This is a genomic window from Deltaproteobacteria bacterium IMCC39524, from assembly GCA_029667085.1.
Lineage (GTDB): Bacteria > Desulfobacterota > Desulfuromonadia > Desulfuromonadales > BM103 > M0040.
The window spans coordinates 331158-346099 of sequence record JARUHJ010000005.1 but is presented as its reverse complement, the minus strand read 5'-3'; the positions used below and the strand labels follow the sequence as shown (position 1 = coordinate 346099).

Annotated in this window: 12 protein-coding genes; 5 read left to right on the top strand and 7 right to left on the bottom strand. The window is 51.2% G+C overall.

Annotation, left to right across the window (positions count from 1 at the left end; all coding sequences use genetic code 11):
- Positions 1-19 precede the first annotated feature (19 nt).
- Entirely contained in the window at positions 20-2014 is a 1995-nt protein-coding gene (gene uvrB / locus P9J64_14220; GenBank protein ID MDG5469482.1) for an excinuclease ABC subunit UvrB, read from the top strand.
- Positions 2015-2048: 34 nt separating this feature from the next.
- Here the strand turns inward: uvrB and P9J64_14215 are convergent, their stop codons facing one another.
- Positions 2049-2405, bottom strand: a complete 357-nt coding sequence (locus tag P9J64_14215; GenBank protein ID MDG5469481.1) for a hypothetical protein — start codon at positions 2403-2405, stop codon at positions 2049-2051.
- A gap of 147 nt (positions 2406-2552) precedes the next feature.
- Between P9J64_14215 and P9J64_14210 the strand changes: the two genes are divergently transcribed.
- Positions 2553-4391, top strand: coding sequence for a UbiD family decarboxylase (locus P9J64_14210; protein MDG5469480.1), 1839 nt, complete (start codon positions 2553-2555; stop codon positions 4389-4391).
- Positions 4392-4518: 127 nt separating this feature from the next.
- Here the strand turns inward: P9J64_14210 and P9J64_14205 are convergent, their stop codons facing one another.
- Entirely contained in the window at positions 4519-5982 is a 1464-nt protein-coding gene (locus tag P9J64_14205) for a cytochrome C (GenBank protein MDG5469479.1), read from the bottom strand.
- A 276-nt stretch (positions 5983-6258) separates the two neighbouring features.
- On the opposite strand from P9J64_14205, the gene P9J64_14200 reads away from it, so the two are divergent.
- Both P9J64_14200 and P9J64_14195 read left to right on the top strand, forming a co-directional pair.
- Complete coding sequence (locus P9J64_14200; protein MDG5469478.1) at positions 6259-6405, top strand: hypothetical protein; 147 nt, start codon at positions 6259-6261, stop codon at positions 6403-6405.
- Positions 6406-6462: 57 nt separating this feature from the next.
- A complete protein-coding gene (locus P9J64_14195) occupies positions 6463-6609 on the top strand; it encodes a hypothetical protein (protein ID MDG5469477.1) in 147 nt (48 codons plus the stop codon).
- A gap of 101 nt (positions 6610-6710) precedes the next feature.
- On the opposite strand, the gene nrfD is transcribed toward P9J64_14195, so the two are convergent.
- From nrfD to P9J64_14180, 3 genes are read right to left on the bottom strand one after another with little or no spacing between them, the layout of a single operon-like run.
- Positions 6711-8015: a polysulfide reductase NrfD gene (nrfD, locus tag P9J64_14190; GenBank protein MDG5469476.1), complete on the bottom strand. Its 1305-nt coding sequence runs from the start codon at positions 8013-8015 to the stop codon at positions 6711-6713.
- Between the two features lie 2 nt (positions 8016-8017).
- Positions 8018-8791 (bottom strand): 4Fe-4S dicluster domain-containing protein, encoded by a 774-nt coding sequence (locus P9J64_14185; protein MDG5469475.1) that lies wholly within the window; start codon positions 8789-8791, stop codon positions 8018-8020.
- A gap of 2 nt (positions 8792-8793) precedes the next feature.
- Positions 8794-9264, bottom strand: coding sequence for a cytochrome c3 family protein (locus P9J64_14180; GenBank protein ID MDG5469474.1), 471 nt, complete (start codon positions 9262-9264; stop codon positions 8794-8796).
- Positions 9265-9657: 393 nt separating this feature from the next.
- Between P9J64_14180 and P9J64_14175 the strand changes: the two genes are divergently transcribed.
- On the top strand, positions 9658-11472 hold the full coding sequence (locus tag P9J64_14175) for a DUF2339 domain-containing protein (GenBank protein ID MDG5469473.1): 1815 nt from the start codon (positions 9658-9660) through the stop codon (positions 11470-11472).
- A gap of 97 nt (positions 11473-11569) precedes the next feature.
- On the opposite strand, the gene P9J64_14170 is transcribed toward P9J64_14175, so the two are convergent.
- Positions 11570-12730 (bottom strand): NapC/NirT family cytochrome c, encoded by a 1161-nt coding sequence (locus P9J64_14170; protein ID MDG5469472.1) that lies wholly within the window; start codon positions 12728-12730, stop codon positions 11570-11572.
- 323 nt (positions 12731-13053) lie between these two features.
- Entirely contained in the window at positions 13054-14916 is a 1863-nt protein-coding gene (locus P9J64_14165) for a cytochrome c3 family protein (protein ID MDG5469471.1), read from the bottom strand.
- Positions 14917-14942 lie beyond the last annotated feature (26 nt).

The window sequence follows — 14942 nt, the reverse complement described above, 5'->3', positions numbered from 1 at the left end:
GCGCTTTCGGTCTTAAAGTATGGCCAAATTTGTTTTAAAGACCGATTACAAGCCACAGGGAGATCAGCCACAGGCGATCGAAGAACTGGTTGCCGGGGTTCGAAGTGGTGATCAACATCAGGTCCTGCTCGGTGTGACCGGTTCGGGCAAAACCTTCACCATGGCCAATGTTGTCATGGCCGTGCAGCGACCAACGCTGGTATTGGCACCGAACAAGACTTTGGCCGCCCAGCTCTATGGCGAGTTCAAAGAGCTATTCCCCGACAATGCCGTCGAATATTTCGTCTCCTACTACGACTATTACCAGCCTGAAGCCTACGTTCCCACCACTGACACTTTTATCGAAAAAGACTCCTCGATCAATGAAGAGATCGACAAGCTGCGCCACAGTGCGACACGCAGTCTGCTGACCCGGCGCGATGTATTAATTGTTGCTTCGGTTTCCTGTATCTACGGCCTTGGCTCACCGGAGGCTTATCACGGCCTTCTGATCCGTCTTGAGCAGGGCATGGAGCTCGATCGCAACCAGTTGCTGCGTCGTCTGATCGATATCCAATACACGCGCAATGATGTCGACTTCCACCGCGGCACCTTTCGCGTTCGCGGTGATACGGTGGAAATCTTCCCTGCCTACGAAGAAGACCGCGCTCTGCGTATTGAGTTTTTTGGTGACGAGATAGAAACAATCAGAGAAATTGATCCATTGCGGGGCAAGGTCATTGATCGGCTTCCGTCGACGGCGATTTTTCCTGCCAGTCATTATGTGGCCACCAAACCGACTCTGGATCAGGCTATTCGTGAAATTCAGGAGGAGTTGCGTGAGCGGATTCAGCTGTTGCGTGGACAAAACCGCCTGATTGAAGCCCAGCGGATAGAGCAGCGCACCCTTTTTGATATAGAAATGATGGAGGAGATGGGCTTCTGTCAGGGGATCGAAAATTATTCACGTTATCTTGATCGTCGTCAGGAGGGGTCACCGCCGGCCACTCTTTTTGACTACTTCCCCGACGATGCCTTGCTTTTTATCGATGAAAGCCATGTGACCGTATCACAGATCGGTGGCATGTATCGCGGCGACCGCAGCCGTAAAAGTACCCTGGTTGAGTATGGCTTTCGCTTGCCTTCTGCGCTGGATAACCGGCCTCTGACTTTTGATGAGTTCAGCGATAAAGGGATTCCGACCGTCTATGCCTCAGCAACTCCCGGGGATTATGAACTGACTCAAGCGGCTGGCGTGGTCGTCGAGCAGATTGTTCGTCCCACCGGCCTGGTCGACCCTCCGGTTGAGATCCGGCCTGCCATCAGCCAGGTGGATGATTTGCTCCATGAGCTTCGCCAGGTGGTTGCAGCAAAGGGCCGGGTTCTGGTCACTACGCTAACCAAACGAATGGCAGAGGACCTGACCGGTTATCTCGATGAAGTGGGTATCCGCTGCCGCTACCTGCATTCCGATATCGACACTGTTGAGCGTATTCGTATTATTCGCGATCTGCGCCAGGGCGTCTTCGATGTCCTGGTTGGCATAAACTTGCTGCGGGAAGGGCTGGACATCCCGGAGGTTGAGTTGGTCGCCATCCTCGACGCCGACAAGGAGGGGTTCTTGCGCAGCACCCGTTCCTTGATCCAGACTTGTGGTCGTGCCGCACGCAACGTCGACGGGCGGGTGATCATGTATGCAGACAAGGTCACCCGTTCTATGCAGGCCTGCCTCGATGAGACCGATAGACGCCGGACGACCCAGTTGCTTTACAACGAAAAGCACGGCATCACCCCGGAGACGGTGCGCAAATCCTTCCGTTCGATCCTTGATCTTCTTTCTTCCGAGGTAACGCCGGAAAGCATGGCTGCGGAAGCTCTTGCCGAATATGGCTCTCAGGCAGACTTGAATGTAGAGATAAAACGTTTGCGGGCAGAGATGCTGCAGGCCGCTGCGGACCTTGAGTTTGAAAAGGCGGCAGAACTCCGCGACCGGGTTCTGCTTCTAGAGAAGCAGGATCTGGCTCTGCGTAGTTAGGATGTGCTTGCTTGACCTGCGGTAAGAAGTGGTGTCAGGAAGGCATAGGCCGGTTTTCGCTAAGGTAAACCCAGCCTTTGATTATGCGGTAGATCATCCAGATCGAGATCGCCAACAGAATGGCCCAACCGACCAGAAAAATCACGGTCACGCCACCGATCACCATCCAGACCAGCGAGTACCAGAAGGTTCTCGTCTGCCAGCGGAAGTGGCTTTCGATCCAGCTCCCTTTGACATCGTCCATGCGAACATAGTTGATGATGACTCCGGCAAACAGGGTCAAACTTCCGGTAAACAGGCTGGCGGCCTGCAGCGCGTAGACGAGCATGGCCAGTTTTTTTAGATCGCCTTCCATGGGCGAGTTGATTTGAGTCTGCCATTCATTTTTCATTGCATTTAAGTATAAGTGAACAAGACAGTTTAAACCACTGTTTGCATGATTATAGAAAGTTTTTGTCTTCACTAAAGACTCTGGGTACAATGACATGGTCAGTTTATACTTTTCCCAAGCAAAGCTCATTTAGGTTATCTACTCATCATGGGTTATCGAAATCTGCAGGAGACTGTTGTTGCTCTGGAAAGAACGGAGCAGCTCAAGCGCATCGACGTTGAAGTGGATCCGTTTCTGGAAATCGGGGCAATTCAGCGTCGGGTTTATGCTGCCGGTGGTCCGGCTTTGCTCTTTACCTGTGTCAAGGGTTGTGATTTCCCGATGTTGGGGAACTTGTTTGGTACCCTTGAGCGTGCACGCTACCTGTTTCGGGATACTTTGCCGGCAATAGAGCGACTGGTCGATATCAAGGTCGATCCCGGGGTGGCTTTTCGCGAACTCGGTGCATCGCTCGGCCTTGCTCGGCATGCCTGGCACCTCCTGCCAAAAACGACGGCGAGTGGTCCCGCGCTGCAGCATGCTACAACCTTGGCACAGCTACCGCAGCTGGTTTCTTGGCCTGATGATGGCGGCGCTTTTATAACTCTGCCGCAGGTTTACAGTGAGGACCCCGATAAAGGTGGTTGGCGTGGTTCCAACCTCGGTATGTACCGTGTGCAGATTTCCGGGGGTGACTACGCCGAAGATGAAGCCGGTTTGCATTACCAGATCCACCGTGGCATCGGAGTCCACCACGCGGCCGCTCTGGAGCAGGGGCAACCGTTGCCGGTCAATGTATTTGTCGGCGGCCCTCCGAGTCTGAGCCTGGCCGCTGTTATGCCGTTGCCTGAAGGGATGCCGGAGTTGGCTTTTGCCGGCTTACTCGGTGGCCATCGTCTGCCGGTCGTAAAGACACCTAACGGTTTGCTTGCTCCCGCAGAAGTGGATTTTTGTCTGTCGGGGCACATCCTTCCCGGCGAAACTCGTCCGGAGGGCCCTTTCGGCGACCATCTCGGCTATTACAGCCTGGCTCACGATTTCCCGGTGATGAAGGTCTCTCATGTCTTTCATCGTCCTGGCGCGATCTGGCCCTTTACGACCGTGGGACGACCGCCTCAGGAAGACACCTCTTTCGGAGCCTTGATCCATGAGATGACGGGGGCCGCTATTCCTGACCTGGTGCCGGGGGTTCGCGCTGTGCATGCTGTCGATGCTGCCGGTGTTCACCCTCTCTTGCTTGCTATCGGCAGCGAGCGTTACCTGCCGTACGTTGAAAATTCCGAACCGCAGGAACTGCTCACCCAGGCCAACGCCTTGCTGGGTCAAGGTCAGCTGTCCCTGGCCAAGTACCTGATGATTGTTAACGAAGCCGACCAACCGCAGCTGGATATTCACGATATCGACGCGTTTTTACAGTCACTTCTGGCACGGATTGATTGGCGGCGGGACCTGCACTTTCAAACCCGCACGACGATCGATACCCTCGATTACTCAGGAGATGGTCTGAATGCCGGTTCAAAGGTGGTCATGGCCGCTTCCGGGCCGATCCGTCGGACACTGCCAACGACCATCCCCGGCAACTTACGTCTTCCTGCGGGCTTTTCCAGACCGCAGGTCGCTGCGCCGGGACTGCTGGTCGTGCGGGGCGAGACCTGGCAGGGAGAACGTGGTGCTCCAGCTGCAGATCTGACCGCATTTTGTCGCTCTTACACACACGATGACGAGATCAATGATTTCCCGTTGTTGGTGATTGTCGACGACTCCGAATTCTCTGCCCGCAATCTGCATAACCTGCTCTGGGTCGCCTTCACCCGCTCAGCCCCGGCGAGTGATATTGAAGGCATCGAGTCTTTTACCCGGGTTAAACACTGGGGTTGTCATGGTAGCCTGGTGGTCGACGCCAGGAGTAAGCCGTTCCATGCCCCGCCTCTTGAAGAAGATCCTGCCGTTGAAAGGCGCGTCGATGAACTCGGTGCTGCCGGTGGGGCCTTGCATGGTCTGATTTGAAAATGAACTAGACTTTCATGCGACGTGGTGATGACCTCCGGGTGTGTTGAGGCCTAAGAATTAACAAACAAAAAAGGCAGGCGCGATATCGCGCCTGCCTTTTTTTGTTTGTTCTTGAGAGGTGTCTTTAGAGGTTCTCTCCCTGCAGGGTTTTTAGAATCTGAGGATTCTTCTCTTCGATGGCCAGAAGAGTGTGGCAGGTGTTGCAATCTGCTGAAATTGTTTTGCCGTCCGGGCTTTCGTGCATGTCGTCGTGGCAACGGAAACAGCCGATGTCAAAGTCAGGGCCGTGACTGATGTGGTTGACATAGGTCCCCCAGGTTACCTTCATTTCAGGGAACACGTTGTCGGAATAGGCTTTGACAACTCCCTCGATCGCTTTTGCCAGTAACTCCGGTTTTTCAGCTATCAACTGTGGATACTTTTCCTTGTACCAAATGTTGAGACCCTCAGTGATAGATTGGCGTGCGGCTTCAGAGGTTTCGTAGTCTACTGTGATCAAGTCAAGTGCTTGTTGTTTAATGTACGGAAGGTCCTGGGGAATGCCTCCTTCGGCAAGCTTGAGGTCGATGGCATCGTCAGGTAACAGGTAAATGTGTGACGGACGGTTATGGCAGTCGATGCAGTCCATCTCGCGCATGTCGCCTTCTGTTCCCGTTCCTGCTAGAAGTTCGTCCGCGTCCGAGGTGCGGAATACGGTTGTCGTGCCATCCGCTTTGGTCAATGTGACTTCCGGGATCACCATGCGGTTATGCTCGGTTGCCCGGTAGGTGATCTTATTCTCCGGTGCAACATGCCAGTGAATACCGTGTGAACTCTGTGCTCGATCGCCAGCGCTGCCTATTTTCATGAGTAGAATATCGTGGACCGTGCTGTTTTGCTCGTCAGGCAAGAAGCGCTTGGTCACGTTCAGCTTGTCGCCATGGAAGAGTTCGGGGCGATGACATTCCTCACAGGTATCACGTGCCGGACGTAGACCATGGACCGGAGTCTGGATGGGAGTCGGGTAGGTTGCCGTGGCTACGGCAATCAACTGGCGTGCACCCGAAATCTTCGACTTTACAAACCAGTCGGCACCAGAACCGATATGACATTCGACACAGGACACCCGAGAATGGGGTGAATTCTCGTAGGCGGTATGCTCAGGAGCCATAACCGTGTGGCAGAACTGGCCACAGAACTGGGTTGACTCCATGTAATGGTAAGCCCGGTACAGAAACATACTGAATACGGCAAAGTTCACCGACGTCAGCAGAACAATCAGAAAGACATTCCTGCGCAGGCGGCCGAACATGTCCGGCTCTGTGAAATATCTGCGCAGGTATTGCAAGGTGAAAAGATGAACGTCTCTTTCGCCACGGAAAAAGAAAGCGCCGACAAAAATCATTGCCAGGCCACCTAGAAAGACCGGTCCCAGGGCCAGGTATACGGCGGCTCCGAAGTAGGGGTTTTTTATATGCCAGACGGTGTCGGCCAGCATGTAAGCAAGCAGAAAGGGTGTCGTTACGGTGACGATCATTCCACCGATAAGAGAAATGCGGCTGCGACTGATGCCAAGGAAGAAGTCCTTGACCATGTCAAATTGACCCATGGAAAGCTCCTGTTTCTTCAAGATTAGCGGCAAAAATAGTTCAAATAAATCCGCTGGAATACTAAAAAAGAGAATTTTATTAAATTAATAAAAAACATTAATTGGAGAGTTTTTATCAAAGGGCATTAAAAAGCACAAGAAAAAAGGCAGGGTTAGCAGTTTAATGCAGTTGAATGAATTTATTTTAATTTGTTAGTTGACATGAAAGTTATTTAATGTTAAAAGTTTAATCAAGAGTAAGGAGCAACGTTAAAACCCAACCGACAGGAGGTCGTCATGAAAACTCAAAGCAATTTTATTGATATCGTAAAAAGTAGTTACATGGTTCTGATCATTGCCATGCTCGGCATCTTTGCTTTTATCTCTGCTGTATTGATCGCCTGGCCTGCTCTCGCTTACCTCGGTGCGAAGCTGTTTAACTAGGATCAGACTTTAACAACCAACACTCTCAGCAAAGAGAGTTTCCCCAGGAGAGATATCATGAGAAGCGCAGCCAATATCGTTAGTAATGTTAAAGCCAGTTACACCGTCGCAGTTATGGGCGTCCTCGGAGTCTTTGCTTTTGTCTCGGCCGTGTTGATTGCCTGGCCGGCACTTGCTTACCTCGGCGCGAAGATGTTCAACTAGGAAAGCTGCAAAAAAAGCGCTGAGGAGTTATTCCGCAAGGAAAACGCAAAAGGCCGCCCCAAGTAGGGAGCGGCCTTTTGCGTTTTATATTGATGCCAGGGTCAATGAGCCTCGTCGTCTGACATGAAGGCGGGGAAAATCATGTTTAGGAAATAGAAAATGATAAAAGGTGCAAAAATGACAGACAACATTCCTCCCAATCCCTCCTTAAATGTTTCAATGTCGTGTGGAATAATAGGCAGATGGTATTCCATGAAGCCAGCAAAGGTAAGAGAAAAAGCCTGCCCGCCAATGACGACATTCCAACGCATCATGAAGACACCGAAGAGGACAAGGATGCTGGCGATAACCGCGCGCCTGGTCGACAGCCCCGGCACGAGCAACAGCAAAAAAGGAAGGAAATTGCCAAGTCCGTACTGATAGACGAAAATCTTCATAAAGTCATGTTCGTAGATGACCATACGCAGGGCATCCCACGACTTGACCGCAGTATAGCCGCGGAAAATCATGTCAAGAATTTCAAGGGTTATTGCAGCTGTCATGAAGATCAGTAAGTATTTTGATGTCATCTTGACTTCGTGCTCTTGAATGCTGCGCAGTTGCTCGACGGGAATCGCTGTGCCGCCTTGAGCAAGAGCATCTGGAAGCAGCCAGTTTTTACCCCGTTTGGCGGCCCATTTGCGAATCTCCATGAAAATGTAGTAGCTGACGATGCAGAGCGCGATCCCGGAAACAACTGCGGAACAGATAAAGATGACCGGCATGAGTGGGGTCATCCAGAGGGCGTTGGCCTTGACTGAACCAAAGATGAATCCGGCATATCCATGAAGGAAGCACGCAACCGGAATGCCAAGTGCGGCAAGGAACTTGACTGCCTTGTGGTCGGAATCGAGGGCTTCTTTGGAGATGTCCATCGCGCCGAGTGAAATGACTTTGTAGATAGGCAGTAGAAGACTTTCCAGTCCGCTACGATCCTGTTTATTGTTGAGACGGTGAACTGATTCGACAATGAACTTGCGGTAAACGAACCAGATCTCAGCAGCGACAATGCAGGCATACGTCATAAAGACAATACCGAAAGCTGAAATTGCTGATGTGAAGTGTGGCGTCATCAGGACGTGAATGCCCCTTAATGGCTGCATCAAGTGTAACATCAGGGGCATCATTGCCACCGGCAATAAGGCAAAGGAGAAGACCAGAGCATAGCGGGCGATCTCCTTCAGTCTTTCGACATTGAAGACGTGGTAGAGCGACGAGAGGACAAATGCTCCAGCAACTAGACCGGTCATGTAAGGGTACATAACGATCTGTATGGACCAGTACACATATTCGTTTGGAAGGACGAAGAGGTCTTTGATGGTCCAGGCTTCACCGTGAACGACCATTTGGGCAACTTGTTCAACCATGACTAGCGTACCTCCTTGTTCAGACCGATGTAGTAGACGTTAGGCTTGGTGCCGTACTCATCACGCAATACGCCGACACGCTGGTTCAAGACTGCCTGTGCGACCGGATCGTTGGGGTCTTTAAGGTTGCCGATCTGCCGGGCATCAAAGGGGCAGGCTTGAGCGCATGCTGTGTCGCCTCCCTTGCTGATGCGGTGATAACAAAAGGTACACTTGTCGGCAACATGTTCCACAGGGTGGAAGAAGCGGACCCCGTAAGGGCAGCCCATAATGCAGTAGCCGCAGCCGATACACCATGATCGATCGACCAGAACTACGCCGTCTGCCGTCTGGTAGGTAGCGCCGACAGGGCAGACCTGAACGCAGGCTGGGGTCGTGCAGTGATTGCAGAGCTTTGGCACAAAAAAGGCCTGGGCGATCTCATTCTCGGGGACCAGCGTCATGCCGGAGTGGTTCTGATCGAGTAATTTGGTTGTGAAGCCGTCACGGGCTCCTTTCGGGCTATCCATGACAACATCGCCATCTTTTTTAATGACGTAGCGCTCAACCCAGGTGCGGGTCACGTTGGCTTCGAAGGGAATGTCATTTTCAGTTTTACAGGCCTTAACGCAGAAGCCGCAGCCAACACACTTGTGGGTGTCAACGAGGAAGCCCCACTTTAATTGTGGATTGGCAGCGAAAAGTTCTTTGGGAGTTATGAAGTCCAGCGCGGAGACCGAAACCGATGCGCCTGCAACAAAAACAGCGGTATTTTTTAAGAAGTCACGTCTTTTCATAATCACATATCCTCCAGGCTCGGATTGTGCGGATTGTGACATTCGCTGCACTCCTCACCTTTGTTGTGCTGAGCCGGATCTATGCCAGGAATATCATTCCGTCCGCTGGACGGCATGGTGAGTTTCGCGTGACAGCGAATACAAAGCTCCCGACTTCTGTCTATGGATAATTTCTCAGGGTCATCAGGATGGTCAAATGCTGCGCCATGACAATTCTCACAGGGGATTGTGCTGTGTCCTGCACTCTCGAGTTCCTCGATCATGTCATCGTGACATTCGTTGCAGTAGTCGTTTCCCTTGTACTTTTCTGGATAATCTTTCCACTCTTGCTCATTGCCTAGCCGGTGGTAACCGAAGGTGTACCCTTGATCATGGGAACCAAAATCAGCGGGGACGTAGAATGCTCTGAACAACAAGATACCGATGACTATGGCAATGACCACGAATAGCGGTCGCCAAACATGGTTTTTCACGGGCTTCTCCTTAGCTAATGGGTTGTTTTCCCTTAAGTGAATACAATAAAACGTAGTTTTGTTTTTAACATGACCTCATTTGCCTGTCAATCTTTACTACGTTAATAAAATCGTGATTTAGCAATTGTGGTTTTTCTGTAATGCTCTGCAAAGCTGCAAGTTAAGGGCATTAAAATTTGTTAGTGATAGTTTTTTTATCTTCTGAGGCGAGGAAATCTTGACATATCAAAACATATAAAATACTGTTCTATTGTGTGAAAAACTTAAATTGTAGGGTAAGCGCCCAGCCTTTTTGACTGTCTTGTGCCCAGCTGGTTAGCGTTGCGCTTTCTTGTCGCGGTCTCAAGGTTTAGAACAGTCTAAACGAGTCTGGTCTACTTTCAACTCCGTGCTGTGGCAATTCATTGGATGCGAGGTGTTGTGGTGGAAAATCCTGTCGAACTTGAAAAACGTGTCGCAGATCTCGAGGCTCAGCTTGCTGCGTTGTCGGAAACTGTTGCTGGCTTGCAGGTGGACCAAGAGCAGCGCTCCGAGCTGCCAAGCATAAGGAAGAAAACAGCGCGTAAGGTTCACTCGCAGGGCGAAACCTCTGAAGAGATTCTCTCCTGGGTTGATAAGTCCTATATCCTTTCGCGGATCGCGACAACCAGCTTCATCGTTGCAATTGCCCTGGCATTAAGAACAGCAACGGACAGTGGTAGCATTGATTTGCAGATTGGTTCCTTCCTCGGCATGCTCTATGCCTTTGCACTGATCATGTATAGCTGGTTTGCCTATAAGGAGCGTAGCATTCAGGCGCCGGTGTATATCCTTTGGGGAACCATTATCATGTGCAGTGTGGTGGTGGAGGCTCATCGTGTCTTCGACACAGTGCCATCGGAAATGGCTTACGTGGTTATGGCGGTCACCGGATTGGTAGCAACCGTTATCAGTCGTATGCACCATGTTGCTTTGCCGGTTTTCGTTGGAACCCTCGGTATGAGTTTCGGTAGTTTCGCCATCAATTACCCGAGTCCGATTTTCCCTTATCTCGTCATTATCATGGCTCTGGCAAATATTTTTGCCACTTATGCAACGCGTCTTCTGCGTGCTTCATGGCTGCGCTGGTTACTTTTTGCCCTGACTCTTTTCATGATTCAGATATGGGATCTGAAGCTGTCCATCTATCTCAGCAAGCTGAGTCCTGAAAACCTTGAGTTCTCTGTGCAGGGATTGATGCCTTCGATCGGTTTCCTGGGCGTCGTGCTTGCGGGTATCGCCCTGCTGGGTATTTTGGGTAAAGTCCAGCGGAAGATCTCGAAGTTCGATATTGTCTTGCCGGTCCTCAACGTTTGCTGGGTTTACCTGGCGGCTAAATATGCTATTGGACAGGGACTGACAACTCCGCAGGCTTTCGGCTGGGTGGCGGTGTGTGCTGCCCTGATTCACCTGATGGTCGGCTGGTGGTTGCTTGGTCGCGCTGAGGGAGGGGCTTTGGGAACAACCTCCTTTGCCCTTGCCGGAGGTTTGCTCCTGGCTTTTGCCGCTCCTATGGCAATTGGTCATGCGGTGATTGCCACAGCTTTGGTTGCTCTGCTGGCTGTGGCGATGGTCTGGATTTCAGTTCGACGTAACAACCACGGCTTACGTTTGATTTCGTATGTGCTGCAACTGTACGCCTGTTCATCACTGGTCTTTCTGTTGTGGACGACTGGCGGTACCAAGCCTTCGCTGGTCGGTGCTCTATCCTCGGGGCTTCTGGCAAGTATTGCCTTCTGTCATTATTTCTGGGCGCGTCGACATCCTGCGACCCCTGGTGAATCATTCATGCATAAGCTTAATAAGAATGATCGCGGTGCCAGCGTCCTGCTTGTGGCCGCTTTGTTCAGCGGCTTCTTCACAATGCGGGTCGGTCTCTACCAGGCGCTTGATTTTATGCATATGGCAACGCACAGTGCTTTTGGTGGTGCACAGTCGGTCCTGATTAACGTAACGGCTGCGGTTCTTCTATGGTTCAGTCTGATGAGACGTAATAAGGAGCTGCGCAATGTAGCGGTTGTGATAATCGTGATCGGGGCCGGTAAGGTTTTTCTGATGGACATGGTACAGTTGAAAGGGATGCCGCTGATGATCAGTGTTTTTACCTTCGGTCTTGTGGCGGCCTTGGCTTCATTTGTGCTGGGCCGGTGGAATAAAAAAGATCAGCCTGGAGCGGTGGAAAAGCGGTAAGCAGAACCGCTTCCCGGGTTTGAGGTGGCTTCAAATTGATCCTACAAAAAGGGCCTTCGCATTTGCGAAGGCCCTTTTTTTTAGTAACCAGTTCGATTTACCAGACGGAATCGAGCTGAGTGAAGGCTTTCTTGAAGTCGGCTTCAACAGTTTCGAGAATGGCCATCGCATATTCGTTGTTGTGCACGCCATTGGTGCCGTCGTTACGAACAAACTTGAGGTTGCGCAAGGCCTGGCTGTAAGTTCCCCAGACTTCAGTCGTGTCACGTTTAGCAGCGTCTGCGTCGGCAAGCTCAGCCTCGAGCTCGACGCGCATTTCCTTAAGCATGTCGATGCGAGCTTTTGTTTCTGCTGCCCACTCTTTGAAGATCTCGATGTAGGCTTCGTCTTCATGGCAGTCGTTGCAGGTCGAAGAAGAGGAGCGATAAGTTCCCTTGGTAACGCCGGTGTGGCAATCAACACAGGTCATATCTGCTGCTTCGCCATACATCATGCTGGGGAAGTCGAGATCCCCGATACCGCTTCCAACGTTCATTGCTTCTTGTGCTTCGTGACAAACGGCGCAATCGGCAACCTGAGGGGCACCATCGCCAGCATCGGCGTGACACGTCAGGCAGAAGTTCATGCGGTCGGTCGCCGTCGCCGGGTTGTGAACAATGCCGAAGTGGCAATCACGACAGGTCAAGTCAAATTCTTCAATGTGCAGGCTGTGGTCGAAATGAGTGCCACCGACGAAATCTTCGGTCATGATGTCGGCCAGACCCTTGCGTTCGCGGAAGTCAGGGTTGACGACATCGTCAAGCATACGCATGCTGACAACTTTCATCGGCCCCTTGGTTGTTTCACGAACCGTCTTGTTGCCCTCGTCTGAATGACAGTAGAGACAGTGCCATGAGGGAACCAGGTCCTCACTAGGGTTGGAGAGGATTTCGAGCTTCTCTTCCTTGGAAATGGTCAGCTGCATATAGGTGTCACGAAGTCCGCCAATCTTGGCTTTCATGTAACCGACTACGCCTGGACGACCATGACAGTCGAGACAGGAAACTCCGGCGTCACCATGGGCGGAGTGTTCCCAGGAGTCAACTTCGGCCAGTGGGCCAAAGCCCTGCGCCGGGTGGCAGAGATGGCAGAACTCAGGTTCTGAAGTCATGTGGAGAATCTGGATATTGATAAAGCCAAAAAACACCACGAACACGACTGAAATGATGGTGAAAATGACAATGTGTTGTTTGCACCAGTCAAATACATTTTTAAGCATGTTCTGCACCTCTGTTATAGATTTACGTTAAAAAGTAATAGAAAAGGATTAAGATCAGGAGCAACCGTATAATACACATTTTGTAAATGAATGCAATAGAAAGGTTGTATACAGTATGCACAGAAAGGGAGCTTTAAGAGCATATTAAAGGTGCTTCGCCAAGAGGATTAAAGCTGTTTTTACTGTAATCTTGATGACTTTTGATCGTACTTCAATTTTTTGCGCAGAGAGAGGGTGGCTCTATCTGTTGACCATTTATAAAACCCAAAAGGGGTTGCCCGTTGGCAACCCCTTTTGGGTTTCTACTGATAAGATGGGTCAGCTTAGTGCCCGCTGCCTCCCATGAAGGCGAAGATCATCAGGAAGAGGCAGGCCAACCCTGTGAAAAGGGCTATGTAGCCGAAGGACTTGAGGCAGAAGTCATAGACCGGACCGCTGACCTTCTGACAAACAAACTCTTCAGTTGTACCTTCTTCTTCGTAACGGCGCCATTGGTCGCCACGCTCTTCGATGAACTCTTCCTTCGCCATCTGGCCGTTGAAAATAACGAAGTCCATTGGGAACTTCTCCGGTCGTCCATGGGTATTGTAGAAGTGGACGGTGAAGATAAAGCCGGTTGCCAGCAAAGCTTCGTCAGAGTGAATGATCGTTGCAACATTGAACATCCAGCCTGGCAGGAAGTAACCGAAGATCTCTGGAAACCAGAGCATCAGGCCGGATCCGCCGATGGCAAACATACCCCAGAAGACGGCGAGAAAATCGAATTTCTCCCAGTAGGTCCAGCGCTCGAAGGTCGGTTTTGGACCAAGGAAGAGGAACCAACGGACCATACCGATGACGTCGCGGATATCGCGCAGGTTCGGGCAAAGAGAATCGGGTCCGAAGAGGCGAGTCAGCCACATGTCGCCAGGTCTCTTCTTCTTGGTCAGGAAGAGGAAGTCAAAGCTCAGGATCAGAGCCGAGACGAAGTAGTAGAAGGTCAGGATTGCGCAACCACGGTGGATCAGGCCTGCATAGTAAGTACCACCAAAGAAGTCCATCATGCCCATGGCCCAGTTCTGGTCGGCAAATTTAAGCGGAATCCCTGTAAGGGTTAAGCCAAGGAAGCTGACAATTACAGTCAGGTGCAGGAAGATATGACGTGCTTTAAAGCGGACGTACTGCTTGTGTGGCTCACTGATGTGATGCTCCTCTTGACCGCTGTGCTGTGCAGCAAGCTTCTGGCGGTTTTCAACAAAACCACGCACCATCCAGAGTAGAGTGTGAACCCAGAATACGGCAAAAGTGCCAACCAGAAGACCGGTCATGCTGACAAAGGTCCAGTAGCTGATTGGGTAATTCTCCCGGTCGTGCATGTCTCCATGAGAATTAAACTTGGCAAAGAGAGGGGTTGCATTGGGATGACACTGAGCGCAGGTGCCGGTCAGGTTGGCAACGTTAACGCTTGAAGCCGGGTCGTCTTTGGATAGAACGTTGTGGGCCGTATGGCAATCAGCACAACCGGCAACCTTATCAGGTGAGCCGAGCTTGAAGTTTTTGCCGTGATAACTGCTCATGTAGGTGCTGACGGCGACACTGAAGACACCGTTGCGGTCCATCATTTCCTTGTCACCATGGCATTTCAAGCAAACCTTGGTGTGGAATTCTCGATTAATGTGGCTGTTCTCGTCGCCGAGCTGTTCAATTTTGTGCAAACCGTGACAATCGTTACAGGCGGCAGAGTCAAGGTTGCCTGCCATAACGGCCTTGCCATGGCTTGAGTCGATGTAATCCTCATGGTCATCATGGCAACCGGTACATTTGGCAATAACTTTGGTTTTGTCGCCCTTCCAATAGTTATGGGTGTGGATGTCGTCGTGACAGTCGGCACAGGAAACTTCATTCAGCTTGTGCACACTTGAGTAATGCTCGCTGGTTTCTTTTTTATGGCAGCGCACACATTTTGGTGCCTCAGGAATGACGTTACCTGACATATGCGCGTCCAGTGAAGTCACCGCTGTGTGGCAGCTGGTGCAGGCATTTGTGCCATGAACTGACGCGCCATAGGCTACAGGAGTGACCACGTCATCATGGCATTCAAGGCAGACTTCCGGAGCGATGGCCATGCCGTTTTCAGCTTGAGCCGATAGGTTTGGGAAGAGCGTGGCAAAAGCCAGCAGGAAAAGAGTAAGGTTCCTGAAATTCATTGGTGTGACCTCCTGAGGTTTATCTC

What these genes read in the sequence shown, in the direction of transcription:
- P9J64_14195 (MDG5469477.1), top strand. Translation starts at nt 6,463, where the DNA reads ATGAGAAGCGCAGCCAATATCGTTAGTAATGTTAAAGCCAGTTACACC.
- uvrB (MDG5469482.1), top strand. Translation starts at nt 20, where the DNA reads ATGGCCAAATTTGTTTTAAAGACCGATTACAAGCCACAGGGAGATCAG.
- nrfD (MDG5469476.1), bottom strand. Translation starts at nt 8,015, where the DNA reads ATGGTTGAACAAGTTGCCCAAATGGTCGTTCACGGTGAAGCCTGGACC.
- P9J64_14205 (MDG5469479.1), bottom strand. Translation starts at nt 5,982, where the DNA reads ATGGGTCAATTTGACATGGTCAAGGACTTCTTCCTTGGCATCAGTCGC.
- P9J64_14165 (MDG5469471.1), bottom strand. Translation starts at nt 14,916, where the DNA reads ATGAATTTCAGGAACCTTACTCTTTTCCTGCTGGCTTTTGCCACGCTC.
- P9J64_14200 (MDG5469478.1), top strand. Translation starts at nt 6,259, where the DNA reads ATGAAAACTCAAAGCAATTTTATTGATATCGTAAAAAGTAGTTACATG.
- P9J64_14170 (MDG5469472.1), bottom strand. Translation starts at nt 12,730, where the DNA reads ATGCTTAAAAATGTATTTGACTGGTGCAAACAACACATTGTCATTTTC.
- P9J64_14185 (MDG5469475.1), bottom strand. Translation starts at nt 8,791, where the DNA reads ATGAAAAGACGTGACTTCTTAAAAAATACCGCTGTTTTTGTTGCAGGC.
- P9J64_14210 (MDG5469480.1), top strand. Translation starts at nt 2,553, where the DNA reads ATGGGTTATCGAAATCTGCAGGAGACTGTTGTTGCTCTGGAAAGAACG.
- P9J64_14215 (MDG5469481.1), bottom strand. Translation starts at nt 2,405, where the DNA reads ATGAAAAATGAATGGCAGACTCAAATCAACTCGCCCATGGAAGGCGAT.